Raw genomic sequence first — 25,038 nt, 5'->3', positions numbered from 1 at the left:
CAACAGTTAGAATGATATGTATATTTTTGGATGTTAATCAAAGGAGGAGTTAAATGAATTTAGTAACCATGAAGCAGAAGGATTTGGACACTTTAAGTGATGAAAGACTAGGATGGGCCTGTATGGAGCCTACCTTTCAGCAGATTCGCGCAAAATCACCATCGATCAAATCCGAAGTGATCTCCAAGCTCACAGATGGACAGAAAGCTCTTTGTATGTTCAGAGTAATGCATGATCACAGCCGTAATTCCGAAGGGGAATATTATGCTTGGATTTCTTACATGCAAGACCTGCCGGGGTATTGGACAGGGGTGATGGGAGGCATACGATTTTTTGGCGATGATCCGATGATTCTTTTGCTTCAGGAAACAAAGGCATTTCTCGAAGAAAGAAACAATCGTCTTGGAATACAGTGGGTTGATGCTACCATCACGGATCTCGATCGTGACCCTGAGTTGTTGAGAGAGATGAGTGGTTTATTTGAACGATTTAAGAACATAGCCGAAGATAGCCACAGATTGATTGGCGAGTATATTCGGGCACATCCGGGAGAATTTGTGCAGATAGAAGGCTCAGATTAATGAAAAAAACTAATCCGTACATCGTGTTTCTTGTAGTATTCATTATTGGCTTTTGGAGCATTACGTTATATCACAGTTATAATTCATTTAAAAATATTATTTTAGATCGAATCGATACAGCCGAAATCACGTCCATCGAGATTCTTAAATCGTCAAATGATGAACAAGTAGAAGTTGAGGATCCGAAAGAAATTGAAAAGATAATACATGAGTTCTCTGATGTGAAACTGAGAAGAAGTAATACTGCTGATAAACCTACGGAAACCTATTGGATAAGTATACGTGTAAATAAAGCTTTGCGTTTTGGAATGACTCTCACAGACACTAATTTTCTGCATATCATTGATCTTGCTAGTAACAATAAGTATCACTCCGGGGGTTTTAAAATTACAAGTAAGTTTGATGGGGAATCTATTACAAGCTTGTTTAAGTAAAAATAACCCGCTGCCACAGGCAGCGGGTTAAATATTTCAGGTTATTTATCTAGCCATCCATCCGCCGTCAACATTAAGAATGTGGCCGTTCAAGTAGTCAGAAGCCGCGGAAGCCAAGAATACAGCAGGACCTTTAAGATCATCAGGCGTTCCCCAACGTGCAGCAGGGATACGATCTAAGATGGCATCCGAACGACTTTGGTCGGCACGGATTGGAGCTGTATTTTCAGTAGCCATGTAGCCTGGTGCAATCGCATTGATGTTCAGTCCGGAGCCTGCCCATTCGTTGGCAAAAGCTTTAGTAAGACCAGCAACCCCGTGCTTACTTGCGGTGTAACCAGGAACATTGATACCGCCTTGATAGGAGAGCATGGAGGCGATGTTAATGATTTTCCCGGATCCTCTTTCAAGGAAGTGGCGACCCGCGATCTGAGACAGAAGGAACACTGTGTTCAGGTTCAAGTTGATTACATCGAACCAGTCTTTTTCACTATGGTCTTTTGCCGGAGTACGGCGGATCATTCCTGCACAGTTCACGAGAATGTCAACATGACCGGTCAGTTCAAGGGCTTGGTCAAATGTGTTTTGCAGGTTGTTATGATCACTTAGGTCAGATTCGATGCTAACCGCTTTTACGCCAAAAGCTTTTGCAGCGTTTACGGTTTCTTCACTTGTATTAAGAGATACGGATGCGATATCTGCACCTGCTTCTGCGAAGGCAAGGGCAATCCCTTGTCCAAGACCTTGCGCTGCACCGGTTACAAGTGCTGTTTTACCTGCCAAGCTGAATAATGATGATGACATATAATTACGCCCCTTTGATTTAAATGGATATGATTCCGTTATTACTCACATTCAATGATAACGCCGGCATTGCGGAACTGTTTTGTCGTCTCGGGGGAGAGTCCATTATCTGTCAAGATAACGTCAACCTCCTGCAGAGAAGCAAATGTACGTAGCGCAGTTTGACCAAATTTATGGTGATCGACAACCGCGAACACCTTACGGGCTGTAGACACAAGGGCTTGCTTAAACTCAATTAAATCTCCTGTATATATGGAAAGTCCATGTTCAATATGAACAGCTGTAGAGGACACAAATGCTTTTTGAATATTAAGCTGTTGCACATAGGAGACGGCTTCAGGGCCGGCCAACATATTACGGACACGGTAACCCCCGGGAACGACCAGGCGAATATGATCTTTGGGAACCAGCTCGCTGATGATGTATACATCATTGGTGACTACCGTCAGAGGCATATTGTCCAGGCGTCGAGCAATTTCAAGCGTTGTGCTCCCACCGTCAAGAGCTATAATATCGTCCTGTTCAATATGAGCAAGCGCACGCAAGGCGATTTCCGTTTTCTCGTCGGAATACTTATCCAGGGGATCCTTGGAGGGTAAAATACCAAACTGGTCACTTTGTGCCAGCACAGCTCCGCCATGGACACGAACGATCAGTCCTTGTTCCTCCAGCTTGCTTAAATCCTCACGAATTGTTTTTCCGGTAACCTGCAGCTTATCGCTCAGTTCATTCACCGTTACATCTTTTTGGTTCAGCATAACTTCCATAATCATCTCGTGTCGTCGTATCGGGTTCATCCGCTTGCCTCAGCTTTCCGTAATTGATTAAAATTATAAGAAAGTTTAAGTTTCACGCTAGACTCTTCCTTATAATTCTCGCACAAACGCTTATCGTCCTTAAAAGGACGCCGAAGGCGTTTTAGCTTGTCTCTATTGTAGTTCTTTCATGGATACGGGGTCCATATCATCATATCTTTTATTATCACCAGCCATACTCCAGATAAAAGTATAGTTATGAGTGCCGACACCACTATGGATGGACCAGCTTGGAGAAATAACGGCTTGTTCGTTTTGCATTACGATATGGCGAGTTTCATTAGGCTCTCCCATCAAGTGGAACACAACGGAATCGTCTGGTAGATCGAAATAGAAATAAGCTTCCATCCGGCGTGGATGTGTATGTGCTGGCATCGTATTCCACATGCTACCTGGCTTCAGTTGAGTCATACCCATAACTAGCTGAGCACTTTGTACGCCATTTGTATGAATGAATCGGTGAATGGTACGCTCGTTGGAGTTCTCCAAACCGCCCATCGCACCGGATTCGGATTCGGCCAGTGTGGTTTTGGTAGTTGGATAGGACTGGTGAGCAGGTGCAGAATTCAAATAGAATTTGGCGGGCTTGGAAGCGTCTGCACTTTTGAAGATAACATCTTTAGAACCTTGACCGACATACAGACATTCTTTGAAATCCACTTCATATTCTGTACCATCGACAACAACCGTCCCTTTACCGCCAACGTTGATGATCCCCAGCTCACGGCGTTCGAGGAAGTAAGTAACCCCAAGCTCTTTAAGGTCTGTAGTAAGAACTACTTCTTCTTTAACAGGATTAGCACCACCAACGATCATACGATCTTCATGTGTAAGCACAAGCTTTAGCTCATCAGGTGCAAAAATGACAGGAATGTGGAATTCCTTACGGAGGCGCTCAGTGTCAAACTGCTTAACTTCATTAGGATGGGATGCGAAACGTCTTTCCATGGAATATTCAATCTCCTTAACAAGCATATTTTTCGTTCGTATAGGTACAATTTACTCCATTTAAGTTCATTTTACAAGTGTAATTTTTATTATTTATGTTCATTTTAGTTTATTATTAGGTTTTTATAATTGCAAAATGAACAAAAAGTGTGCACAATAGAGCTAAAATGCTTTGTTCTCATTCGTAGGGTTATTGTCATACTATTGAGAATTGAGATATGGGAGGTCGAACTTGAATGCTGGAGTCAAATGGTATTCAGAGTAGTTATAAGGAGCGTCAGCAAGAAATTATTTTTAAAATCGCATTGGAAGCGGAGCGGCGACCTCTCCTGGAGAGTGGACTCTGGTTCCACGATGATGTGCGAAATAACTTTTATTATGGCTCGTATCTTTTTGCAGCTGCAGTAGATGATTCTCTGGTGAGACCTTTCGATCGTGAACTAGCGAAGCAGAAGGCACAGGATGTGCTGCTGGAGACTTTATTGCTTCAGAATCGACAAGCCGGTACGGAGCTCTACGGGCACTGGCCACTTGGTTTGAATCCTATTCCACGTGAAGCATCGCCGCATGAGTTACCTGTGGAAATTATGGGGAGTCTGATGGCTTACTTTTGCAAAAAATATGGCGGATCACTAAATGCGCAACTCCGTATTGTCCTGAATACAGCATTTGGGCACATTTATCGGAGTGATTTCTTCCGTAAGCCGGTAGTAACCTTTGGACATCATGAAGCGAAATATACAGCAGCAAAGCTGATTTTTGGTACGATTTTCGCAGACGAAATATTGCTTGAAGATGGTCGGCAAAGTCTGAAGAGTACGCTAGCGTATATTCGCTCCAAAGGTATGCCTGAATACGGCAGTCTTCCGTGGTTCTGGCATTGGGTGCAAGCGTTTACCTGTGCTTTGGAGCTTATCTCAGCAGAGGATACGGATTTAATAATTACTCTTAAAGAAATGCTTGATTATCTTTGGAATGTCAGAGCAGCATTTTATTTGCGTGGAGCTTGGGTAGGGGCACATTCAAGAGGTTGGCCTCATGACATACCAGGTGACGCTAATGTGCTGCATGACTATGTTCAGTTCGGGGACTTCAAGCTTCCAGAGGCAATGCCACGCACGGAATATGCTGGACTCCTTTTCTATAAAGCACCCGAAGAGGCTTTAACAGCTGCAATGAATCACCAGACGCCAGTGGAAGCTACCAAGCTTACACGGAAAGTAGTTCCTGCAGATCCGAACGTTCAACCGCTGCTTCATTCCTACGCCTATATTACAGAGGAATTTGCCGCAGGCGGGATGTGGGAGCGAGTAGAGGAATTCGATAATGAGCAGCTCCGATGGGCGTTCTCCCTGCCTGTGAATGGAGAAGGAGGGTCCAACCAGTTATATTTCTTCCACCCAGGTCAAGGCTACAATGAGGGAGATCCTCGCCATCAGAGTCGTTATATGGAGGTCCTCTATCACAAGAATGTTGTTATTTCTTTATTCCCCATTCCTCAGGGTGATAAGAATACGATCATCGGTGTTCTTCCTCATGGGGAGTGGATGCAAGACCCGAACGCCTTGTTTGGTCAGGTTGGGGATGTCTTTTTCGCAATTTATTTATCACATTCATACCAACTGCAGGAACGGCCGGGATATATTGAGGTAACCGTTCAAGGAAAGCTGGGTGGGGTGATCGTTGAAGCGATAGGTGTTAAGGAGTCCGCGGAGCTTGGAATCATCGGACTAGATGCTTTCGTTATAGCTATGGCCCACAATGAACCGCAGTTCGAGATGGAAGACGGGTTGGCGGCTCATTATACGACCAGTAATGGCGATAGATTGCAATTGAGTATCGAGAGTGAGTTAGAGCGACCGCGAGCTGTATTGAATGATGTGAAGATTTCCTTGGAGAACTATACGGTTTAATAATAACTCAACATAGTTGTGAGTAAAGTTTGGATAGAGTCGACCTTAAGGTCGACTCTTTTTAATTTGTAAATATGTGATGAGATTTGATGGCATGAAGTGCAATAGAATTTAATTAGTGTACATACTATGCTATAGCTTCATTTGGAAAATTACTCCTAATAAAAACCACCTTTCCTTTAAGGGCAAGGCTTTCGTAAACTTATTTGAAATTAATTACATTAATCTCTAATTTTATGAGAGACATTTGTCACAATAAAGGTTAATATCTAAGTGAGACATATGAATGAATGCGCTTTCTTAAATCCGATCAAACCTAACTCAAAGAATGCGAGGGATTTACTGTGACAGGAACTGAATTTCGTGTAGAGAATGATTTTCTAGGCAGCAAACAAGTAGATAAGAACGCATACTATGGGATTCAGACATTACGCGCAGTAGAGAATTTTCCAATTACGGGTTATAGAGTGCACAATGAATTAATCAAAGCGATGGGGATCGTAAAGAAAGCCGCTGCGCTTGCAAATATGGAAATCGGCAGGCTCTATCGTGGGCTTGGAGAAGTGGTTGTGAAAGCAGCAGATGAGATCATCGAAGGTCAATGGCACGAACAATTTATTGTAGACCCTATACAGGGTGGTGCAGGTACCTCGTTAAATATGAATGCCAATGAAGTCATTGCTAACCGAGCCTTAGAGCTGCTTGGTCATGAAAAAGGAGACTATCGTCATTTAAGTCCCAACTCTCATGTGAACATGGCGCAGTCTACAAATGATGCATTCCCGACGGCTATTCATATTGCGACGCTTTCTCTTTTGGAACAACTACTTGTAACTATGCGCAGAATGCATGAGGTGTTTGCAGTTAAAGCCAAGGAATTCGATCCGGTTATAAAAATGGGACGCACGCATCTACAAGATGCAGTGCCGATTCGTCTGGGCCAAGAGTTCGAGGCTTATCGCAGAGTACTTGAGAGAGATATCAAACGTATTGAACATACACGTCATCATTTATATGAAGTGAATATGGGGGCAACGGCTGTAGGAACTGGATTAAATGCTGACCCTCGATATATCGAAGTGGTTGTAGAGCATTTGGCTGAAATAAGTGGGTTGCCGCTAGTTACTGCAGATCATCTTGTGGATGCTACGCAAAATACAGATGCATACACCGAAGTATCTGCTGCCCTAAAGGTCTGCATGATGAACATGTCCAAGATTGCTAATGATCTTCGACTCATGGCCTCTGGCCCGCGGACAGGGTTTAATGAAATTTCACTACCTGCTTGCCAGCCTGGTTCCTCCATTATGCCAGGTAAAGTCAATCCGGTTATGGCAGAGGTCATCAATCAGGTAGCTTTTCAAGTCATAGGGAATGATCATACGATCTGTCTGGCTTCCCAAGCGGGTCAACTGGAACTGAATGTTATGGAGCCAGTTCTAGTATTTAATCTCATTCAGTCCATCAGCATCATGAACAACTCCTTCCAAGTGTTCACAGACTTCTGTCTGGCTGGTATTGAAGCCAATAAAGAGAAGCTAGAGCGGGATGTGGAACGGAGTGTCGGAATCATTACTGCGGTTAACCCACATTTGGGCTACGAAGTGGTTTCTCGTATTGCTCGTGAGGCGATTTTGACAGGAGAATCTGTTCGTGAATTGTGCCTTAAGTATAATGTGTTATCCGAGGAAGAGCTAAATCTGATTCTGGACCCATACGAAATGACACATCCGGGAATCGCAGGCTCAGCTTTATTGCAGAAACAGTAGGGGATTGCCTAACCATTAGTCACTGCCTTTGTCATCCGTATTCTACGTTATTTAATAAGAACCTACTTCAACGATGGTTAGAAGTAGGTTCTTTTGCGTTGCGTTTCAGGCTTATAGGAAAAAGAATGAGCGTAATAGCCCGCGCTTTCTTGGCGGAGAGGGTAATCTTGAAGTGGTAACGGGATAGGATGCTTCATTAGGTGTGAAGGTTTTTCCTTTTGTAACTTGCATGGGTTCAAGGGATGCCGCTAATTGTTTAATCATTATACGCAGATCCTCAAGCTCTTCACGTTGCTGAAGCAGCTGTATCATGACTACTTCGTCGGCTTTTTGATCGAGTGTACGTTCGATATAATGAATCCGGGACAATATATCTTGCATAGGCTCAGCGTCAGTGGGATGAAGTGGGTCTTGCGGTGACGACGACAATTGATGCTCATTCGCGACAGTTAATTGAATACCCTCTAGTGCTTCTCCGTGATTAATGCAATCTTTAATATGATTGAGCAAGCTAATTTGCTGCTCTGAGAATGTATAGTGGCCAAATCGGTCCTTTGGAAAAAAGTCAGGGAACATAGCAGCCCAACGTTTGATCGTTGTTTGGCTAACAGACAACAGCTCTGCGGCATCCTTTGTTTTCAGAATTTCCATTTCGATTCCTCCAGTTCAGGTAGACTTGTTATGAGTAATTCGTTGTTCAATTGCTGCTCCCTGCACGGTTGACAAAGGAAGTGCGGATTCGATAAACAAAGTGTTATTACGAGCAATCTCACCACTTTTGTATTTCACTATCTTGCTTTTACATTCTAGAATGAGTACAGATAACCCTGAAGCAGGGTATACTTGGTTTAGAGGTAAAGCGTATGGATAGGAGTGGAGATGTGGAAAAGATGAACGAGGAGCAATGGCAGGCGATTTTGCAAAATGATGCAGCTTATAAAGATAAATTCTTTTATGCTGTGAAGACTACGGGAATCTTTTGCCGACCTTCCTGTAAGTCCAAAGCACCTAATCGAGAGAATACACGTATCTTTCAAAATGCAGAACAAGCGATAGAATCTGGATTTCGTCCCTGTAAAAGATGCAAACCGACGGGTGAGCGGCTGCCGGATAAGGAATGGGTGGCTGTAATGACTGAATATATCGACAAGCATTATCAGGAACCTCTTACTCTTGAAATGCTGGCAGAAGTCTGTCATGGAAGCCCTTATCATCTGCATCGAACCTTCAAGAAAGTAACGGGAATCACTCCTGTGGATTATATACAGCAAAAGAGAATCGATCAGGCATCTGAATATTTGGTTACCACGGATCGGGCTGTAGCTGATATTGGAACACATGTGGGTCTGCCAAATACGTCGTATTTTATTACCTTATTTAAGAAAAAGACGGGGCACACCCCAACGCAGTATCGACAGCTTAACAAAGTAGAATTAACGAATCATTCTGAATTAATCTTGGAGGTACAGAAAAATGGAGAGTAGACCAAATGCAATCATATACTGGACATTGCTAGCTTATAAGGAATGGAGCTTCTATATCGCAGCATCAGAGAAAGGATTAAGTTATGTGGGGTCGCAGCAGAAGCCATTCGAAGAAATGAGTGACTGGATCAGCCGAAAATTTCCTGGAAGTGAACTGGTGCAGGACGATGAGAAAATGGTTCCATTTGTACAGGAAATGATCGAATATTTGCAAGGGGAACGGCAGGCATTCAGCATTCCTTTTGACTATCGTGGGACTCCATTTCAACTTGCGGTGTGGAAAGCGTTATGTGAAATTCCATATGGACAAACGTGGTCTTATTCGGACATTGCCACATATATTCAAAAACCGGCTGCAGTACGAGCGGTAGGGACGGCGATTGGTGCGAATCCGATATTAATTACGGTGCCCTGTCACCGAGTCATTGGCAAGAATGGGACATTAACCGGATACCGCGGGGGATTAGAGATGAAGACGAGGCTGCTTCATTTGGAGAGCGGGAAGCTTGCTCAAGAACTATGAAGAATGAGATCCAGTACAAAACCCCAAAGACCTTACTTAATAAAGGGACGGGTTATCTGAATGGATACAGTCATTCTTTGAATCCATATACCGGATGTACTTATGGCTGTTCATATTGTTATGTGCGTCAAATGCCCGTTTCAATGTTCCGTAAAGAGGAATGGGGGATGTGGGTAGATGTAAAACAAGAAGCTGCAGCTATCCTACGCAAAGAACTCCAAAAAGCAAAGTCCAAAGGACCGGTCTCCATCTTTATGTCCTCTAGTACAGATCCTTACCAACCGATAGAGTACAAGGAACAAGTAACAAGAGCTTTATTGGAGGTTATGGTAGAGAATCCGCCTGATTTTTTATTCGTGCAGACGCGTAGTCCGCTCGTAAGCAGAGATATGGATTTGCTAATACCCTTAGGAGATAAGGTTCGTGTGAGTATGACTGTAGAGACGGATCGTGAAGATATTCGCAAAAAATTCACACCAAGTGCTCCGCCCATTTCTGCGAGATTAAAGACACTGAAATTACTGCGTAATGCGGGCATTCCTGTTCAAGCAACCATCGCTCCGGTATTGCCAAGCAGCACTTCTTTTCCTGAGATTCTTAGGGAACTCGTGGATAGAGTCTGTATTGACGATTATTTTATGGGAGATGGCAGTGGGGGAAAACGTACACGAAGATTAGGTATATATTCCCTTTATGAAGAGCTGCAACTGGAAGATTGGTATGATCCAGCGGCATATCGTAGGGTGTACGATGGACTCCGGAGTGTTTTTTCAGAAGATGAGCTGTTCTTGAGCCAGAAGGGGTTCGAGCCTTAAACTGAAACATGATATAATAAACGAGAGCATTCATACTTAGTATTTAAAAATATAAGAACGTATAAGATTCACGCAATACTTTATGTCTTATATTTCTCGTATATTCGCATGGTGTCCTTATAAGGACATCGAAGGCGTTTATGCTTGTATACTTAATACCCGTAATCGCTTATTGGAGGAGTAGAGTGGCAAAAGCAAAAGTGGCCAAACGGCCCACGAGAGATGAGTTTGTACTTGAGGAGCTAGGCAATCAGTTAGTTGAAGCCAAGCAAGAAGGTTCTGAGATCTTATTGACCGTATGGGGAAAAGAAGAACAGGTGCGCGGAACGATTGTAGAAATGGATTCGCGGACTGGAAAAGTACACGTCAGTAAAAACGAAGGTATCGAAAAAGTTCCGTTTATGGATATTATGCAAATTAATTATCCCAGAGATTAATGGGAACGCAGCAATAAGAGGTCCTGTGAGCCATGTTGGCTTTGGGGCCTCTTTGACCATATAGTATCGAATAGATTAAAGAGAGGTAGATCAGATATGGCAGTAACCAAAACCAACGCGATGCGAATGCTAGATGCGAAGAAAATTGGATATGAAGTGTTTGAGTATGACAATGAGGATGGACTAATCCATGGTACGGCAGTTGCGGAGAAGATTGGAAAGGCGGCAGAGACGGTTTTTAAAACTTTGGTCGCTCATAGCGGAGCCAATCTTTATGTATTTGTTATACCGGTTGCTGAGGAGCTGGATCTCAAAAAGGCGGCCAAGGCCGCCGGAGAGAAAAAGATTGAGATGCTGCCAGTCAAGGATTTGCAGAAGTGGACGGGTTATATCCGTGGTGGATGTTCACCAGTCGGTATGAAAAAGCTATATCCAACGTTCATTGATAGCAGCGCAGAAAGTCAGGAAACGATAGCCGTTAGCGCCGGAAAAATTGGTCAACAAATGGATGTATCACCGCAGCTTCTTGCAGGGGTAACCAATGCGAAATTCACAGATCTAATTAAATAGATGAGCAACAAGAAGACCTAAATACTCCTTCAAGGCTGTGCCTGTAGTGGAGATGGCTCCTGGAGAAGGAGTGAACTTTGAGGGTTGCAACGAAAATTCAGCGCTGGCGATATAATCTGTAGGAAAAGCTTGCGCTGTTAGCCCTGCGTTCTTAAAGTGCTGCATCGAGCGGGGCATATGAAACCCTGATGTGACTAGTACAGGACGCTTAAGTCCATTCTCTTGTAGGATTGCGGCGGTATTTTCAGCATTCTGCTCCGTGTTAAGAGATTGATTGTCGGTCAGGATATCCTCTTCGGGGACACCGAGTCCGAGGAGTTGTCTTTTGGCGATATCCGCTTCATTGCCGCTGTCGGAGAAGACTTGTCCACCAGAGAATAGGATGGGTAAACCACTCGCATTATGTAGTCGTACAGCTGTAATTAGCCGATTCGCTGCTGATCCATATAAGTTGCCCTCGCCATCAATATCCGGTGTCCCAGAGCTTGCACCTCCACCAAGCACAACGATGACATCTCCTTGCAATGTATCCGGTTGAGGATATTTTCGTTCTAACCCTCCGATTAACGCATCGCTGACTAAGGAAGTCATGGAGAAATACATAAGCAGTGTAACGCCAAGCAGGACAAGCGCAGGACGACGGTTCTTTTTCCATAACCAAATGACAATACCGAGCAGTAGTAAGATGAAAAGTCCTGGAGGAAGCACAAAGCTGTATACAAATTTGATGATGTAAATCAACAGTATCAACCGCCTTCGTAAAGTATGAGTTCAGGTTGTATTGTAACATGAGTTGGGGTGTTCGAAGTTGTTCAAAAGACCGAAACGGTCTTTTTTTATTTGATGAGAAGTCTAATCAACGCCTTCGAAAGAAGGCGTTTTTTGTTAGTCGATACCTTTCAATAAAATAGTTAAATATTAAAATACGCTCTTTTAGTCGGTATGGTATCTGCGGAATTAAATGATATATCAAGCGAAATTTTAAATAAACGGAGTGATTTAATGAGTTTTCATCTCTCTTACCCTATGATTTACTGAAATTATTTATTAAGTTAAAAGAGACAACTAATGAGTCTTTGAAGAAGGAACTGTTGCTTAAATTTCATAATGATATAGAGAAGGAAATCTATGCAGGACGAAAGTGTATGAGAGAACGTGCTGTATAAATGGTCTCCGCAATCTGCTTAATAACAACCATACAACTGATGAGAATTATGTTATGGTTCATTCACTGAGAGCTTGGAACAGATGTACCGCGGTGAAGATAAATCGGGGTGAACCTTATCATAAATAGGGCGAAATTTTTTTGAATTTTAGAAAGAATAAGAGCGCTACCTAAAAGGGCTAGCGCTCTTGCCATTAATCAAGGACATACTTCGAAAGAATCTCCCCTCTGACTACTCTTGCTTGTCGACTTGCGGTACCAGAATACATATAAGCATAATATTTACTGAAATCATTTTCCTCTCTACCCAAGTTGCGATTTTCCAAAACGTTGTTTTCGAATGTAACCAACTTATCATGAATTGTTTTCATATCATAACCTGTTAGATCTCGATTATATAACTCAACAAAAAGTGTGAAATAATTCGATTTGCGATACCAAATAGATTCTGACTTCAAACGTAATTTCTCGATATAAGAGAAAATCTCATTAAACCTATGTTTATAACTTTCGCTTGATTCAAACTTATCATTGTATTCTATAATATATTTCTCAATCTCTTTATCTCTGCTAAAATATCCACCGTGTATAATAGTAGCCAATAAACTCAAAATAAAGTATAAATCTTCCATTCTTGATATCATTGATTCGGTTAGGAATGGAAGATTGTCTGTGTTAACTTTATCCAAAATATCTTTTGCAGTTGTGATAAGTTTCCCATTATAAACAGCATTATGAAGCTCTATATCATTCAAGCCATATCTTGTTGAATTTATTCTTTTAAATACATCAATAATCGTCGCACTATCTATATCACCGAGGTCACGAATTACAATATTGTAATTCAAGAAATCCCTTTTATCTTGATCTTGAAGTACTTTAAACTTTGGAACGATGGTTCCAAAGACTATAGAATCATCGGGCTCATCTATGTATTGAATAATGGTACTTAGTCTCTGTTGGCCATCCACAACTACCTCTTGTGTCTCTAACTTTTCGAGGTCAATTCCTGATTGTGCTATGTACACTTCGGGTATTGGTAATCCGTTTAAAATAGTATCAATTAATCTCTCTTTGTGATCATCGCTCCAAACAAATCTCCTTTGAAAAGGTGGTTGTAAAATTAACGTAGGATTAGGTCCCGATAATCTTGTATATATATCAGAGACTTTTTTTGTGCTCGGTGTTGCTTGCATCTGTTTCGCCATACTATTATCCCCCAACTATTTCCATTTTTCTTTTATTATAGTATCCCTCAATACCATTCATATAATACTTCTCTAAATAGTAGTAACCCTTGTATAATCCCGCTTTAACTTCATAGTTGCCAACTTCGGATTTTCCATTAGAGATTGAATTGAAAAAGTTAAACCATTCTTTTTTTAGAATTTCAATTTGAAAGGAATACGGCAATAGATCTGGTCTCATCCAACCTTTGACTAAATATCTAAGGAATTTATTGTATTGTTTTTTCTCGTCCAAGGAAATTGTATGATGAAATCTATCCATCTGATATTGGTACTCTGATATTTTTTGATAAAAATGTTCAAATAGCTGTTCATTCACAAGTACTACATCAATATCTGATTCGTAACTAAATTCAGTTCCTTTAATATAACTAAATCCAAATTTCGCTGAGCCAACTATGAATACCTCTCCAAAGTTTAGATTAAATTGCCTAGCAATCTTACTTCTAAACTCAAAATATTGATCTTCCCTATCTTTAAATACAAACGGTATACCATGAAAGAAGTGCTTTCTTGCAAAGTGTATTCTTTCTTCCTGATTTGTTGTACTTAAAAGAGTCCTATTAAATAACTCATAATTCAAAAGCAAGTTCCCCCTCGCTTTAACGTCTTATCGGTAAATAGTACCAAATTATAATATAAATATCTATCAATATGTTAAATTGCTTTACTTATGAAAGGTTCACCATATCATTTACCTCGTGACTTAAGTATGTATTTAAAATTAGAACGCTCTTCTAATTTGTGGAAAATAATTATACAATATTGTTATTCGACAAAATGAGTAAGACCTTATTAGGTTGATCGGCCTATCTTACCGGTTCTGAATTAATACGTTTTATTTCAAAAAAACCTACAATTTGCAGGGGGCTTATGGATATTGAAAAGATAATCAGAGATTTTATAGAAAAATATGGTGAAGAAGAATATTTCCTAAAGGATATTGAAAATAAGTTTTATAAATGGATTGAGAATACTGATTTACCAGATGTTAAAGAAATATTAATACAGCTTTTTAGTGAATTTGAATTTTTCTCAAAGATAGAGGTCAAGGGGATACTAAAAAAGCAACTATCTGAATTATTACATAACAATAGTTTAGAAGACATTGCTATTTTTTCCCTTCCTTCTCAAAGTGGAAAAACAAATAGCTCAGATGAAATGACAATGTTAATAAGAGAAATAGTAAGAGAAGATGGAATTCAGATTTATGAAGATACTATAAAGAAAAACATTGAAGATCTGGGGTGCGATGAACATATAAAAATCGCTGTGTTTTTTGATGACATTTCTGGATCTGGAAAAACGATTACTGATTTTTTAAAAGAATATAAAGATAAGTTAATGGGAAAAAAGATTATTATTAATCTTTTAGCAGCGACAGATTCAGCATTGCAATCTATAGAACAATATCGAGCTGAAGAAGAATTAAGTGTACAGGTAAAGGTGGAAAGAATGTGTGGTAAAATATTTTCTGATCACCCAACTCTAAAAGACGATAAAAGAATTGTACTAAGTAAATTTGAAGAAACAATCTGGGGGAAAGGTCATAGAAATATTATGGGTTTTAAAGATAGCCAATTAATAATTGGATTTTACCATAATATACCGAACAATACTTTAAGCTCTTTCTGGTATCATCCTGAATTCGGGAAATTAAAACAATGGAATACTCTTTTTAAGAGGTTCACCTTACCAAAGAGAGGGAAACAAAAACAAAATTTTTCGGTTGGGAGAAGCAAGAGGGTAAATAATGAGTGATAATTATAAGGATTTAATAATGCTTGTTTATTTTAATACTGTCAAAGCAAGTTACTCATATATAGAGATAAGTCATAATTTCGGTTTTGATAAACAACAATTAGTGCATGTGATTGAAAGATTCCAAAAAGAAGGTTTACTAGTGTTAGAAAAATATTATAAACTTTCTGATAAATCCATAGAATATTTAAAAAAACATGATCTTTATGATATTGATTACTATGATAGCTTTGAGATTAAGAGTGTTATTGAAAATAAGCAGATGGATTTAAATGAAATATATATTCCGATTGGTTTTATGAAAAAAATAAAGTAAAATAATGATAGTCGGTAGTTTTCTAGATTCGGGTAGAGAGTCTCTACCCTTACTAATGTTTCTTAATTGATCTGGAGAGTTTAGAAGATCACTAAATTCTCCACTGCAAATAATTTTGCAGTATCATACAATAAATTGTCTGATAGATTGTTATAATATTGTTTATCTAATTTGTAATAATAGTTAATAAATTTATATTGGTAGAAACTACCGACTTTCTATGAGGGATACTATGGATTATATAAATAGACTTAGAGAAAAGCTAATAGAAGAAGGTTACGGAAGACGCTATCAAAAGGCATGTTTAAGTTATGCTGAAGAGTTAGTTAATAAAGATTTACCTGTAATATTTGACAAAAAACACTTATCTTTATTAATGGGTATAGATAATAAGAAGCTGAGTTATTATATAGTTAGTTCAGATGTTTTCTATACTGAGCATATAATACCTAAGTCAAATGGTAGGTATAGGGAAATCACAATGCCGAGCCTTCATTTAAAAGAAATACAACGTTGGATACTAGACAATATTTTATATAGATTTTGCATAAGCGGGGCTGCATATGGATTTGTGCGTAATAGGAGCATAAAAGATAATGCCGCTGTACATATTAATCAATCTTCTGTAATTAATTTAGATTTGAAAGACTTTTTCCCAAATATTAAATTTGAACAAGTTTTCCGTCTCTTTCACAATAGTGGATACACTAAAGAGATATCATATTCTCTAGCTAAATTATGTACCTATAATGGAGTACTTCCACAAGGAGCACCTTCAAGCCCTTATATAGCTAACATTTTGTGTAATAGTCTAGACAAAAGAATATTGAGTCTTGTGTCGGACTTCGGATATAGGTATTCGAGGTATGCTGATGACATCACTATTTCTGGAGATGAGAAAGTAAAGGGTCTCATTCCATCTATTATTAAGATAATAGAAAGTGAGAATTTCAATATAAATTTAAAAAAAATGAGAATTCAAGAGAATATTCCTTATAAAGAGATTACTGGTCTTATGGTTGGTGAGACTGTTAAAGTAAAGAGAAAATACAAAATGAAGTTAGAGCAGCATATTTATTATTGTGAAAGGTATGGAGTGTATAGTCATCTTAAAGAAATAAAAGCAGAAGAACGTTCATATTTTAAAGAGTACCTCTTTGGAATGGCTAATTTTATAAAAATGATTGAACCAAATGAAGGGCAAAATTATTTGGATAGATTGAATAAAATAAATTGGGGATATTAATTTTTATGAAACAAGAATCAACCAGCATCTTTAATGGTGTAGAAACATCAATAAATATCATACATAATTTTAAGATGATACTAGATTGTTGTTCAGATTTAGATTGAGTTATATGTAAATTATAAACGAAGGATATAGAGACACAGAAACTACTCAAGTTAAGGGTGGTTTTTTTATTACCTATAATCGACTTGGATTTTCTTTATACGTAGTCACGTTCCTGGAAAACGATTTGAATGGTAAAGTATTGAAAATATTGGTGAGAAAGATGATGATTACTATTGGTAGACTTGTTTGATTAACAAAGGGACATAAATTTGTTTGCGCCCTTAAACAAGTTTGGCATGTCTTCACAATAAGTTGATAATCATGCCAAATATCTTACTAGAAATAATATCAAATGATGTAAAGGAGTAATATATAATGTATCCTACAGTGGTCTCAATATTTTGTGGAGCTGGGGGGATGGACCTGGGCTTTATGAAAGCTGGATTTAAAATTATATGGGGAATAGATATCAACAAAGACAGTTGTATATCACATCGTGATTGGTCAAACGTAGAGATTATAAATGACGATATTCATAATATTGATAAAAATACAATTCCAAGTTCTGATGTGATTTTGGGATCGTTACTCTCGAATGGATTTTCAACAGGTATAAAATCAAATTGGTATACAGATGAGCAAAAATATATAGATATAGTTTTAGATATTATTAAATGTAAGAGGCCTAAAGTCTTTTTAGTTGATGGGCATAAAATCCATCTAAATATGAAGACTGGTATACTTAAAAATTATCTAAATAAGTTGAATGATACGGAATACGAGATATCTTATAAGGTGCTAAATACAAAAGATTATAGTATTGCACAAAATAAGGAGCGATTTGTTTTAGTTGGTCTTAGGAAAGATCTTAATTATAAATATCAATTTCCTTTAAAGCACTCTAATTTAATCTCAGTAAGAGAAGTTATAAAAGATTTAGGGGCAATTGATTATAAAGATAGAAAATGTGTAAGCCAAAAAAGTCTAGAAAGTAGTTCACCGAGATGGAATGGTATAAAATACATCAATCTAGATGGTTTATCACCTTCTATCAATACAAAGACTCAATTAATACGTGAAGATATATCCCCACAGTTTGGAAAATATTATACTATATCTTGGCAAGAGGCGGCTGCAATACAATCGTTTTCAAGAGACACTTACTTTCACGGTAGTCTCAAATCAAAATTCAATCAAATTGCGAATGCGTTTCCACCACAATTGGCATACCACTTAGCAAAAGAACTATTTTTTATTATAGAGAACATTAATTATAAAGAGGAAACAAGAGAATCAGGTGATCTTAATGAATATATCGAAAATAATGAGGAATATTATGAAATCAACACTCAATTATTAAAGAATGCAGACGAACCACTCGCAAGAAATTATGAATGTTTAGATAAAGAATCAGATTTGTTAGTCATGATAGATAAACTTGAAGTATCCAAGCAAGAGCTAACTGAAGCTGAGGAGCTTATATATCAAATTAAATCAATACCAACAGGGGGAGAATCAGCAAATGACTATCATAATTTAATTTTTTGTTGTTTACAATACATATTTGGTGATAGCCTCAAAAGGGGAAGAACGGAAGTCAAATTAAATAATAGTAGAAAGAGAATCGATATAGTATTTGATAACTATGCAGCATCAGGATTCTTTGCTCATATAAGAGATAGACACCATGTTTTTTGTCCTAGAATAATTATTGAATGCAAGAATTATACTTCTGATCCGTCGAATCCTGAAGTGGACCAATTACTCGGCAGATTAGGGGAGCATACAGGAAAGTTGGGTATTCTTATTTGCAGGGAAGTTCAGGACTATCAAAAATTATTGAATAGATGTAAAGATGTGCTTAATCAATTTGGTAGTTATATATTCTTTCTTACCGATAATGATATTAAGGAACTATTAAAACTAAAGCAAATTCCAGACGAGGAAGGAATCTTAGAATACTTATCATCGGTATGGGATCGGCTAACTATGAATAATTAGTATGAATAGTATAATATTTGTACCACTCTATTTTGATCTCACCCAACAGATGTTACGCCGAACCATGCCATAAATAATATAAATTACCACGACAGAAAACTTTGAAGAGCTTAGTAAAAAGAGATCTTCGAGGGTCTGTCAATAATTTTGTGTAAACTCTTTTAAGCACAGATTCCCCCGAGGGGGAAGTCGCGAATTTAACGCAAGTGTTGACCGACCCGATCGGGGAAAAAGACCGACAGCTGGAGCAGCATTTGCCCCCAGTTTTGGACACGTCCTGTCCATTTCCGAGTGACGTCGACGGTGGCCAGATAGAGCATTTTTAGTAGCGCCTCATCTGTGGGAAAGATGCTTTTTCCCTTCGTCACTTTACGAAGCTGACGGTGGTAACTCTCAATCATATTGGTGGTGTAAATCAGTTTGCGGATCTCAGGCGGGTACTTGAAAAAGGTAGCGAGTTCGTCCCAATTGGTCCGCCAGGAACGGATAATGAGGGGATATTTCGCTCCCCAAACTTCCTCGAAACGGTCGAGTTCAAGCAAGGCACCTTCCTCGGTAGCTGCCTTGTAAATAGGCTTTAAGTCGGCTGTTACCTTCTTAATATCCTTGTACGACACGTACCGTGTGGAGCTGCGGATTTGGTGAATAATACACTTCTGGATTTCCGTTTGAGGATAGCAGGCGGCAATCGCTTGAGAGAATCCGGACAGGTTATCCACGCAGATAATGAGAATGTCCTGAACCCCGCGATTCTTCAGTTCATTCAGCACACTCAGCCAGAACTTGGAGGACTCATTCTCACCAATCCACATCCCCAGCACGTCTTTGTTTCCGTCCAGATCAATGCCAATGACCATGTAGGCAGCCTTATTGATAATGGCCCCATCTTGCTTGACTTTGAAGTGGATCGCATCCAAATAGACGACGGCATAGACCCCTTGCAGAGGCCGGTTCTGCCATTCTTTAATGAGAGGCACAATCTTGTTCGTGACATTGGAAATGAGCGTTGGAGATACCTCAATACCATACATCTGCCCTAAATGGTCCTGAATTTCTCGGGTGCTAATCCCTTTCGCATACAGCGCAATAATTTGTTCTTCGATGCCCGTTACATTCGACTGATGCTTCTTGACGACCAAGGGCTCAAACTCGCCCAACCGATCCCGAGGAATAGCGATTTCCTGCTCACCATACTCACTGACTACGGTTTTACGGCTCTTTCCGTTACGGCTGTTTGGCGTGAGCTTCGCTTTCACCTCATGCTTTCCATAGCCCAAATGAGTATCCATTTCGGCTTCCAGCATCTCCTGAATCGTCTCCGCAAACAGCTCTTTTAGAGCATTCTGCGCATCCTGTGCGCTTACCAAATTGTTTTCCTTAATAAATTCCCGTAACTGCTGTTTTGTCCAAAGTCCCATGTGTTCTCCCCAACCTTTCTCTTACTTCCATTTTAATGGGTTTGAGAGTTTACACAATATATTTTACAGACTCATCTTCGAAGTTTTTTTCGCTATGATCTGGGACGATTGTTTTCAGAGCCTGCCCCAAGCCCTACGCTTGTGAACTACATCTACCACTTCGTTCTAGACGATTATCAGCATAAGCGTAATGTCTCCGCTATGCTTGAGGACAAAGGAGCGCCTCCGAGGGAGGAGATGACTCGCCTTCTGGACTCTATGAGCGAGAAGGATGCGGGACTGTTCGGAGGATGTTCACGAACGGGCTGTTCGAGCTGATGGGGACCGACGGAGCGTTTGAGTTCGGATTGAAGTGATTCTATTGGGGATTGAGCAGGTTATAAAGGAGCAGGAGAAGTAGAAAGTAAAACCTTTTATCCGCGCCAAAGTTCGCCCTACTTATGTTACGGTGAACCGTACCACAAGTAGAACGAAAAGACTTTTTTTCGGATTATGGAAAGACGGTCTCGTTTATAGCAGAAGTTCCCTCTGTAAGTCGTTTGTTCCTAGCGGGACTAGCGGTCTATGAGGCGTCAGATCTTACGGTTGGTAATCACACTATTACTGCAAGCTACAGTGGCGATAATCACTATAAAGATTCTACAAATAGTTGGCTACAAAACGTGAATAAAATATGGTCTCAAATCAGTATGAATATCTTACAATCTACTATGGTGGGGGCTCGGTCGATGTACAAGTCGGTACACTCGGCATGTCATCCCTACTCGATCTTACTCCATCCAGCGCCTAGAAAATTATTTGCTCATATAAACATTTTCATATTTATTTCCTCATTGAGTTCCTGGAGACATTTGAATATTCCTTCATGATCGTCATGCTCTGAGATTCCTTGACACTCACTCCCCGACCCGAAGATCGGTTTCATCCGTATGAATCAGCGGTTTTCGTAACAAAGTGGAGCGAATCTCCCGTTTTGGCCGCTAGCACCTTTATGATATATTGTTATACTCTATGCGCTGGAACGCAAAAGAAGACAACTTCTACTGAAGGTGCTCCTAGAGTGTCGATAAAGTCCAATGAAATAGTTAGGGGAAGATGAGCTGCACGGGAATGACGGCGTTCTTAGGTGAATAAATATTCTCTATCTGTTCAAGTAACAGCTTTACGGCTGTACGTGCCATTTCCTGTTCATCCTGCTGTACATAAGCTACAAATGAAAGATGTGGATTATCGAAAGATAGCAAATCGATATTTGAGTGATTGTTGAGACGGCTGATAGCGGCCGATGTAAGGCGTGCGGTTTCTTCGGTTAAGGAGAAAGCTGCCGAAATTCCACTATGCCCCTGCAAGAAGTCGCTTACATAGTCCAATGCTTGCTTACCGCGTAGAATGTCGAGAGGGATGTGACACCACAAGCTCTTGTCGATTGATATACCTCGATCTGTGTACGCCTTCTCGAAGCCGAGCGTGCGATCCTCGATGGCTGTATTGGCATTCTCAGGTGAGATGAGCGCAATCTGATGATGACCCTTGGATAGCAAATGAGAGACAGCCTTATACGCACCGCCGTAATTGTCTGATGTAATCGTGTATGTCTCAATGTTGCGCAGGTAGCGGTCGATGAACACACATGGGAATTTATCGAGCGACAGACGCAGTAGTGATTCGTTGTACTTCTCATCTTCTGTTGGAAAAACGATCAGTCCCTTCACACCGAGCCCCGTTAGTGTACGAATGGCGTTCGATTCGATAGAGGAGGACTCTCGCGTGATGCTTAGTACCATGCTGAGGCCAGCTTCAGACAGGAATTGTTCCGTGTAGTCGACGAGCTTCTGAATGACACGGGTTACCATCGTCGGAATAATGAAGCCGATGAGCGGCAAGGACGACGCGCTATGTGGAGATAATGGAGAATCAATGCTAGAAACATCAAGACTAGAAGAGACGAATGTGCCTTTGCCTTGTACGCGTATAATTAATCCTTCATCAGCTAGCTGGGTTAAGGCGTTTTTGACGGTTATTTTACTTACTTTGAATTCGTCCATTAATTCTTGTTCAGAAGGGACGCGGTCCGTTGGCCGAAGCTGCCCAGATTTAATTTTCTGTACAATATCTTCTTGAATTTGCTTGTAGAGCACCAGCTTTTTCAAATAAGTACATCTCCCTTAAAATTTAATGATTTTTATAATCAATTGGTTATATAAAATATATTACGTATATATTATAATGCAATTTATAAAGCGCTTACAATACAGAATTAGGAAATTTTTTACGAAGGGGTCTTTTCATTGAAAGGTTAGAATCATGTTAAGAAGGTTGGTAACGAGACGTATTGAAACCGCTTAAATTAACAGAAGTGACCAGTCACCCAGCATCTCAAATGAGTAACAAAAAAAGAGAGGATGACGAACAAATGAAAAAACGCATTACATTAATCTCCATCGTTACAATCCTTATGATGTCACTAGTTTTGTCGGCATGTAGTAAGTCTTCCAGTTCATCAACGGAAACACAGCAGTTAGGCGCTGATGCCGGTGAGAATGCAACAGAAATGTCATTTTGGACATTCGTAGATTTGCATGGCAAGCATTTGGATAAAATGCTGGGGTTATGGAACCAACAGAATCCAGACAAACAGATTAAGTTGAATGTAACGGTTATGCCTTACGATGATATGCACAACAAGCTCTTATTGGCAGTTACAAGCGGAAAAGGTGCTCCTGATATTGCGGATATCGAGCTTGGTCAATTCCCTAAATTCTTGGAAGGGGACAACGTTCCACTGGAATCTTTGAATGATGTATTTGCACCATACAAAGACGTTGTCGTTCCTTCACGTGTCGATATTTACACCAAAGCTGACCAGGTTTATGGCTTTGATTATCACGTAGGTGCTACGCTTGCTTTCTACAACACGGAAATTCTCGAACAAGCAGGTGTTGACTACAAGACAATCAAAACTTGGGAAGATTACAAACAAGCAGGTATCAAGGTTTATGAAAAGACTGGTAAGTACTTAGGTACTGCTGATACATCCGCTACGTGGCAAGCCTCGCTGTTACTTGCTCAGCAAAACGCTGATTTTACAGATGAAAATGGCAATCCAAAAGTTAACTCACCTGAGATGATTAAAGCGTTTGAAATGTTAGTTGACCTGCAGAAGAATAATGTTATTCATACGATCCCAGGCGGACAACCCGACACAGAAGAAGCAAAAGGCGAATACAACAAAGGCAACTACGCAAGCGCATTGATGCCTGAGTGGTACATGTCCCGCTTTGTAAACGAAATGAAGGACCTTAAAGGTAAGTATGCAATTGCTCCATTGCCTGTATTCGAAGAAGGTAATCCTCGTTCCGTTGGCTTAGGCGGTACTGGCACAGTTGTTACTAAGACTGGTAAAGACGTTCAGTTGGCAAAAGAGTTTGTAGCTTTTGCTAAGCTTTCGAAAGAAGCTACTACTGAAATCTGGAATACACTTGGATTTGACCCAATCAATATGGAAGTATGGAAAGATGAGGCTGTAACGAAAAACCCAGATAACGAATACGTCCAGTATTTTAAAACAAATGCATTTGATACTTTGAATGAAATCAAAGACGAAATTAGAGCTATCAAATCCGTAAAAGCTTCACCGACGATCGGCAATGTGCTCAATACGGTTACTCTGAATGCGATCTTTGAAGATGGCCAAGACGTGAAGGAAGCTCTCGATGAAGCACAGGCAGCAATTGAACAAGAATTGAAATAAAAATAATAAGTAAATGGTTATGATTAAGCCTGTCGGCAAGAATGGTGCTCGGCAGGTTTAGTCATAGTCAAGGGAGAGTGGGATTATGATAAAGAAATTTGTATACTCTCAAAAGGTTGCACCTTATGTATTTGTGTTGCCATTCATAATCATATTCTTGATATTCTGGTCTTATCCACTTGTAAATTCATTTGTAATGAGTTTTCAAGATAGGATGTTGGGACAGGATCCAAAATGGGTTGGTGAAGCGAATTATTCGAAGTTATTCACAGATAAAGTGTTTTTGACGGCTATTAAAAATAGCGTTATATACATGCTAGGAACCTTAGTGCTGTTAATCCCTTTCCCAATGTTATTTGCAGTTATGATAAACAGTAAGTTAATGCTGGGGAGGGAGTTTTTTAAATCTTCGTTCTTTCTTCCTGCATTGACATCTGTCGCAGTGGCGGGTACTATTTTTCGCCTAACATTCGGCGAAATGGATGGTTCATTAATGAACAGTTTTCTAGGTCTATTTGGTGTAGAGCCTACTAAATTCTTGAAAGATGCAGAATGGAGTATGGCTGCACTATTAATTCTTGCATGTTGGCGATGGACAGGTGTTAATATGCTGTACTATCTATCTGGTTTGAAAAACATTGACAATGATTATTATGAGGCTGCTTCAATTGACGGGGCATCTGCTTGGCAGAAGTTCAGATCGATTACAATGCCATTATTGAAGCCGACCACGATATATGTTACGACAATTAGTGTTTATGCAGGCTTGGCAATGTTTACCGAGAGCTTAATGATGTTTAACGGTAACAATTCACCGAAAAATATTGGCCTAACTATAGTGGGATATTTGTATAGACAAGGAATTGAGAAGAATAAGCTCGGTTACGCTGCAGCAGTTGGTATCGTTCTATTAGTCATTGCTATGATTATCAATTTAACGCAGTTGAAATTTAGTGGAATGTTCAAAAAGGAGGAGGATTAAAATGGACACT

The 25,038-nt window shown here is 39.8% G+C and carries 26 protein-coding genes and 1 pseudogene; 17 read left to right on the top strand and 10 right to left on the bottom strand.

Going from position 1 to position 25,038, the window contains the following annotated elements; all coding sequences use genetic code 11:
• Positions 1 to 53: 53 nt before the first annotated feature.
• Entirely contained in the window at positions 54 to 581 is a 528-nt protein-coding gene (locus ACDZ28_RS26830) for a hypothetical protein (protein ID WP_076119599.1), read from the top strand.
• Entirely contained in the window at positions 581 to 1,015 is a 435-nt protein-coding gene (locus tag ACDZ28_RS26825; RefSeq protein WP_042128757.1) for a DUF5301 domain-containing protein, read from the top strand. The genes ACDZ28_RS26830 and ACDZ28_RS26825 overlap by 1 nt, the downstream gene beginning before the upstream one ends.
• Before the next feature lie 45 nt (positions 1,016 to 1,060).
• Here ACDZ28_RS26825 and kduD read toward each other — a convergent pair whose 3' ends face one another.
• From kduD to kduI, 3 genes are all read right to left on the bottom strand, one after another.
• The gene (gene kduD / locus ACDZ28_RS26820; protein ID WP_375103265.1) at positions 1,061 to 1,819 is read right to left on the bottom strand and encodes a 2-dehydro-3-deoxy-D-gluconate 5-dehydrogenase KduD; all 759 of its coding nucleotides are present in this window, start codon (positions 1,817 to 1,819) and stop codon (positions 1,061 to 1,063) included.
• 41 nt (positions 1,820 to 1,860) lie between these two features.
• Complete coding sequence (locus ACDZ28_RS26815) at positions 1,861 to 2,616, bottom strand: DeoR/GlpR family DNA-binding transcription regulator (protein ID WP_042128753.1); 756 nt, start codon at positions 2,614 to 2,616, stop codon at positions 1,861 to 1,863.
• Positions 2,617 to 2,748: 132 nt separating this feature from the next.
• Positions 2,749 to 3,582, bottom strand: a complete 834-nt coding sequence (kduI, locus tag ACDZ28_RS26810; RefSeq protein WP_341113607.1) for a 5-dehydro-4-deoxy-D-glucuronate isomerase — start codon at positions 3,580 to 3,582, stop codon at positions 2,749 to 2,751.
• Positions 3,583 to 3,818: 236 nt separating this feature from the next.
• On the opposite strand from kduI, the gene ACDZ28_RS26805 reads away from it, so the two are divergent.
• Complete coding sequence (locus ACDZ28_RS26805; protein WP_375103264.1) at positions 3,819 to 5,495, top strand: hypothetical protein; 1,677 nt, start codon at positions 3,819 to 3,821, stop codon at positions 5,493 to 5,495.
• Positions 5,496 to 5,839: 344 nt separating this feature from the next.
• Positions 5,840 to 7,264 (top strand): aspartate ammonia-lyase, encoded by a 1,425-nt coding sequence (gene aspA, locus ACDZ28_RS26800; protein ID WP_375103263.1) that lies wholly within the window; start codon positions 5,840 to 5,842, stop codon positions 7,262 to 7,264.
• A 111-nt stretch (positions 7,265 to 7,375) separates the two neighbouring features.
• Here aspA and ACDZ28_RS26795 read toward each other — a convergent pair whose 3' ends face one another.
• On the bottom strand, positions 7,376 to 7,915 hold the full coding sequence (locus tag ACDZ28_RS26795; protein ID WP_375103262.1) for a MerR family transcriptional regulator: 540 nt from the start codon (positions 7,913 to 7,915) through the stop codon (positions 7,376 to 7,378).
• Positions 7,916 to 7,930: 15 nt separating this feature from the next.
• Positions 7,931 to 8,053: a hypothetical protein gene (locus ACDZ28_RS26790; RefSeq protein WP_269321958.1), complete on the bottom strand. Its 123-nt coding sequence runs from the start codon at positions 8,051 to 8,053 to the stop codon at positions 7,931 to 7,933.
• Between the two features lie 74 nt (positions 8,054 to 8,127).
• On the opposite strand from ACDZ28_RS26790, the gene ACDZ28_RS26785 reads away from it, so the two are divergent.
• The 5 genes from ACDZ28_RS26785 to ybaK all read left to right on the top strand — a co-directional run bounded on the left by ACDZ28_RS26785 (position 8,128) and on the right by ybaK (position 11,093).
• Positions 8,128 to 8,748, top strand: coding sequence for a bifunctional transcriptional activator/DNA repair enzyme AdaA (locus ACDZ28_RS26785; protein WP_375103261.1), 621 nt, complete (start codon positions 8,128 to 8,130; stop codon positions 8,746 to 8,748).
• The gene (locus ACDZ28_RS26780) at positions 8,738 to 9,271 is read left to right on the top strand and encodes a methylated-DNA--[protein]-cysteine S-methyltransferase (RefSeq protein ID WP_375103260.1); all 534 of its coding nucleotides are present in this window, start codon (positions 8,738 to 8,740) and stop codon (positions 9,269 to 9,271) included. Before ACDZ28_RS26785 ends, ACDZ28_RS26780 begins: the two co-directional genes overlap by 11 nt.
• Entirely contained in the window at positions 9,268 to 10,086 is an 819-nt protein-coding gene (locus tag ACDZ28_RS26775) for a radical SAM protein (protein WP_375103259.1), read from the top strand. The genes ACDZ28_RS26780 and ACDZ28_RS26775 overlap by 4 nt, the downstream gene beginning before the upstream one ends.
• Before the next feature lie 185 nt (positions 10,087 to 10,271).
• The gene (locus ACDZ28_RS26770; RefSeq protein ID WP_042128738.1) at positions 10,272 to 10,523 is read left to right on the top strand and encodes a YolD-like family protein; all 252 of its coding nucleotides are present in this window, start codon (positions 10,272 to 10,274) and stop codon (positions 10,521 to 10,523) included.
• Between the two features lie 96 nt (positions 10,524 to 10,619).
• A complete protein-coding gene (gene ybaK, locus ACDZ28_RS26765; RefSeq protein WP_375103258.1) occupies positions 10,620 to 11,093 on the top strand; it encodes a Cys-tRNA(Pro) deacylase in 474 nt (157 codons plus the stop codon).
• On the opposite strand, the gene ACDZ28_RS26760 is transcribed toward ybaK, so the two are convergent.
• From ACDZ28_RS26760 to ACDZ28_RS26750, 3 genes are all read right to left on the bottom strand, one after another.
• Entirely contained in the window at positions 11,082 to 11,834 is a 753-nt protein-coding gene (locus tag ACDZ28_RS26760; protein WP_375103257.1) for a YdcF family protein, read from the bottom strand. The genes ybaK and ACDZ28_RS26760 overlap by 12 nt on opposite strands.
• Before the next feature lie 618 nt (positions 11,835 to 12,452).
• On the bottom strand, positions 12,453 to 13,466 hold the full coding sequence (locus tag ACDZ28_RS26755; protein WP_375103256.1) for a DUF262 domain-containing protein: 1,014 nt from the start codon (positions 13,464 to 13,466) through the stop codon (positions 12,453 to 12,455).
• A gap of 4 nt (positions 13,467 to 13,470) precedes the next feature.
• Complete coding sequence (locus ACDZ28_RS26750) at positions 13,471 to 14,088, bottom strand: hypothetical protein (RefSeq protein ID WP_375103255.1); 618 nt, start codon at positions 14,086 to 14,088, stop codon at positions 13,471 to 13,473.
• A 290-nt stretch (positions 14,089 to 14,378) separates the two neighbouring features.
• Here ACDZ28_RS26750 and ACDZ28_RS26745 point away from each other — a divergent pair, with 290 nt between their 5' ends.
• The 4 genes from ACDZ28_RS26745 (at position 14,379) to ACDZ28_RS26730 (ending at position 18,877) form a co-directional block, all read left to right on the top strand.
• A complete protein-coding gene (locus ACDZ28_RS26745; protein ID WP_375103254.1) occupies positions 14,379 to 15,266 on the top strand; it encodes a hypothetical protein in 888 nt (295 codons plus the stop codon).
• Positions 15,259 to 15,582, top strand: coding sequence for a hypothetical protein (locus ACDZ28_RS26740; RefSeq protein ID WP_375103253.1), 324 nt, complete (start codon positions 15,259 to 15,261; stop codon positions 15,580 to 15,582). The genes ACDZ28_RS26745 and ACDZ28_RS26740 overlap by 8 nt, the downstream gene beginning before the upstream one ends.
• A gap of 232 nt (positions 15,583 to 15,814) precedes the next feature.
• Positions 15,815 to 16,828 carry a reverse transcriptase family protein gene (locus ACDZ28_RS26735; RefSeq protein ID WP_375103252.1) on the top strand — a complete coding sequence of 338 codons (1,014 nt, stop codon included), beginning with the start codon at positions 15,815 to 15,817 and terminating at the stop codon, positions 16,826 to 16,828.
• Between the two features lie 423 nt (positions 16,829 to 17,251).
• Positions 17,252 to 18,877: a DNA cytosine methyltransferase gene (locus ACDZ28_RS26730; protein WP_375103251.1), complete on the top strand. Its 1,626-nt coding sequence runs from the start codon at positions 17,252 to 17,254 to the stop codon at positions 18,875 to 18,877.
• Between the two features lie 197 nt (positions 18,878 to 19,074).
• On the opposite strand, the gene ACDZ28_RS26725 is transcribed toward ACDZ28_RS26730, so the two are convergent.
• Entirely contained in the window at positions 19,075 to 20,295 is a 1,221-nt protein-coding gene (locus ACDZ28_RS26725) for an IS256 family transposase (RefSeq protein WP_076119303.1), read from the bottom strand.
• Positions 20,296 to 20,430: 135 nt separating this feature from the next.
• Here ACDZ28_RS26725 and ACDZ28_RS26720 point away from each other — a divergent pair.
• A pseudogene (locus ACDZ28_RS26720) lies at positions 20,431 to 20,695 on the top strand (TetR/AcrR family transcriptional regulator); the annotation flags it as partial.
• A 112-nt stretch (positions 20,696 to 20,807) separates the two neighbouring features.
• Positions 20,808 to 21,164 (top strand): Ig-like domain-containing protein, encoded by a 357-nt coding sequence (locus ACDZ28_RS26715; RefSeq protein WP_375105421.1) that lies wholly within the window; start codon positions 20,808 to 20,810, stop codon positions 21,162 to 21,164.
• Between the two features lie 216 nt (positions 21,165 to 21,380).
• Here the strand turns inward: ACDZ28_RS26715 and ACDZ28_RS26710 are convergent, their stop codons facing one another.
• Positions 21,381 to 22,445 carry a GntR family transcriptional regulator gene (locus ACDZ28_RS26710; RefSeq protein WP_076125373.1) on the bottom strand — a complete coding sequence of 355 codons (1,065 nt, stop codon included), beginning with the start codon at positions 22,443 to 22,445 and terminating at the stop codon, positions 21,381 to 21,383.
• A 263-nt stretch (positions 22,446 to 22,708) separates the two neighbouring features.
• Here ACDZ28_RS26710 and ACDZ28_RS26705 point away from each other — a divergent pair, with 263 nt between their 5' ends.
• Together ACDZ28_RS26705 and ACDZ28_RS26700 are read left to right on the top strand one after the other, a co-directional pair.
• Complete coding sequence (locus tag ACDZ28_RS26705) at positions 22,709 to 24,046, top strand: ABC transporter substrate-binding protein (RefSeq protein WP_076120577.1); 1,338 nt, start codon at positions 22,709 to 22,711, stop codon at positions 24,044 to 24,046.
• Between the two features lie 85 nt (positions 24,047 to 24,131).
• On the top strand, positions 24,132 to 25,028 hold the full coding sequence (locus ACDZ28_RS26700) for a carbohydrate ABC transporter permease (RefSeq protein WP_375103250.1): 897 nt from the start codon (positions 24,132 to 24,134) through the stop codon (positions 25,026 to 25,028).
• Positions 25,029 to 25,038 lie beyond the last annotated feature (10 nt).

The organism is Paenibacillus sp. RS8 (genome assembly GCF_041956825.1).
Lineage (GTDB): Bacteria > Bacillota > Bacilli > Paenibacillales > Paenibacillaceae > Paenibacillus_AQ.
Note: the sequence above shows the minus strand (reverse complement) of the source record. Positions and strands in the feature narration are given on the sequence as shown.

Bases quoted from the DNA above. Each gene is read 5' to 3' on its own strand.
- kduI (WP_341113607.1), bottom strand. From the start codon at position 3,582: ATGGAAAGACGTTTCGCATCCCATCCTAATGAAGTTAAGCAGTTTGAC.
- kduD (WP_375103265.1), bottom strand. From the start codon at position 1,819: ATGTCATCATCATTATTCAGCTTGGCAGGTAAAACAGCACTTGTAACC.
- ACDZ28_RS26785 (WP_375103261.1), top strand. From the start codon at position 8,128: ATGGATAGGAGTGGAGATGTGGAAAAGATGAACGAGGAGCAATGGCAG.
- ACDZ28_RS26830 (WP_076119599.1), top strand. From the start codon at position 54: ATGAATTTAGTAACCATGAAGCAGAAGGATTTGGACACTTTAAGTGAT.
- ACDZ28_RS26795 (WP_375103262.1), bottom strand. From the start codon at position 7,915: ATGGAAATTCTGAAAACAAAGGATGCCGCAGAGCTGTTGTCTGTTAGC.
- ACDZ28_RS26730 (WP_375103251.1), top strand. From the start codon at position 17,252: ATGTATCCTACAGTGGTCTCAATATTTTGTGGAGCTGGGGGGATGGAC.
- ACDZ28_RS26825 (WP_042128757.1), top strand. From the start codon at position 581: ATGAAAAAAACTAATCCGTACATCGTGTTTCTTGTAGTATTCATTATT.
- ACDZ28_RS26745 (WP_375103254.1), top strand. From the start codon at position 14,379: ATGGATATTGAAAAGATAATCAGAGATTTTATAGAAAAATATGGTGAA.
- ACDZ28_RS26805 (WP_375103264.1), top strand. From the start codon at position 3,819: ATGCTGGAGTCAAATGGTATTCAGAGTAGTTATAAGGAGCGTCAGCAA.
- ACDZ28_RS26705 (WP_076120577.1), top strand. From the start codon at position 22,709: ATGAAAAAACGCATTACATTAATCTCCATCGTTACAATCCTTATGATG.
- ACDZ28_RS26775 (WP_375103259.1), top strand. From the start codon at position 9,268: ATGAAGAATGAGATCCAGTACAAAACCCCAAAGACCTTACTTAATAAA.
- ACDZ28_RS26755 (WP_375103256.1), bottom strand. From the start codon at position 13,466: ATGGCGAAACAGATGCAAGCAACACCGAGCACAAAAAAAGTCTCTGAT.
- ACDZ28_RS26815 (WP_042128753.1), bottom strand. From the start codon at position 2,616: ATGAACCCGATACGACGACACGAGATGATTATGGAAGTTATGCTGAAC.
- ACDZ28_RS26780 (WP_375103260.1), top strand. From the start codon at position 8,738: ATGGAGAGTAGACCAAATGCAATCATATACTGGACATTGCTAGCTTAT.
- ACDZ28_RS26700 (WP_375103250.1), top strand. From the start codon at position 24,132: ATGATAAAGAAATTTGTATACTCTCAAAAGGTTGCACCTTATGTATTT.
- ACDZ28_RS26740 (WP_375103253.1), top strand. From the start codon at position 15,259: ATGAGTGATAATTATAAGGATTTAATAATGCTTGTTTATTTTAATACT.
- ACDZ28_RS26725 (WP_076119303.1), bottom strand. From the start codon at position 20,295: ATGGGACTTTGGACAAAACAGCAGTTACGGGAATTTATTAAGGAAAAC.
- ybaK (WP_375103258.1), top strand. From the start codon at position 10,620: ATGGCAGTAACCAAAACCAACGCGATGCGAATGCTAGATGCGAAGAAA.
- ACDZ28_RS26735 (WP_375103252.1), top strand. From the start codon at position 15,815: ATGGATTATATAAATAGACTTAGAGAAAAGCTAATAGAAGAAGGTTAC.